Below are 206 nucleotides of genomic sequence, written 5' to 3'. Positions count from 1 at the left end.
CTCTTCTTGCCAGCAGCGGGAAAATCAATCCCAGCCCAACCAGCACAAACGGCGTCACAATGTTCAATGTGAGCTGGAATGTCCACTCTGGAGTAAAGGCTTCCATTTTCGGAAAGATCCCCGTGAGGCAAGCAAACGCAGTAAACGCAAAACACCAAATTCCCACCGTCATCGCCAGAGAGCGGTTACGAATGAAGACATATTCC

1 pseudogene is annotated in these 206 nt (G+C 50.0%); it reads right to left on the bottom strand.

What is annotated here, in order from left to right:
* Positions 1 to 206: pseudogene (locus tag FDX22_RS23935) on the bottom strand (amino acid permease); the annotation flags it as partial.

The sequence above is a fragment of the Citrobacter sp. TBCS-14 genome (genome assembly GCF_005280805.1).
In the GTDB taxonomy this organism is placed as follows: Bacteria; Pseudomonadota; Gammaproteobacteria; order Enterobacterales; family Enterobacteriaceae; genus Citrobacter; species Citrobacter gillenii.
Note: the sequence above shows the minus strand (reverse complement) of the source record. Positions and strands in the feature narration are given on the sequence as shown.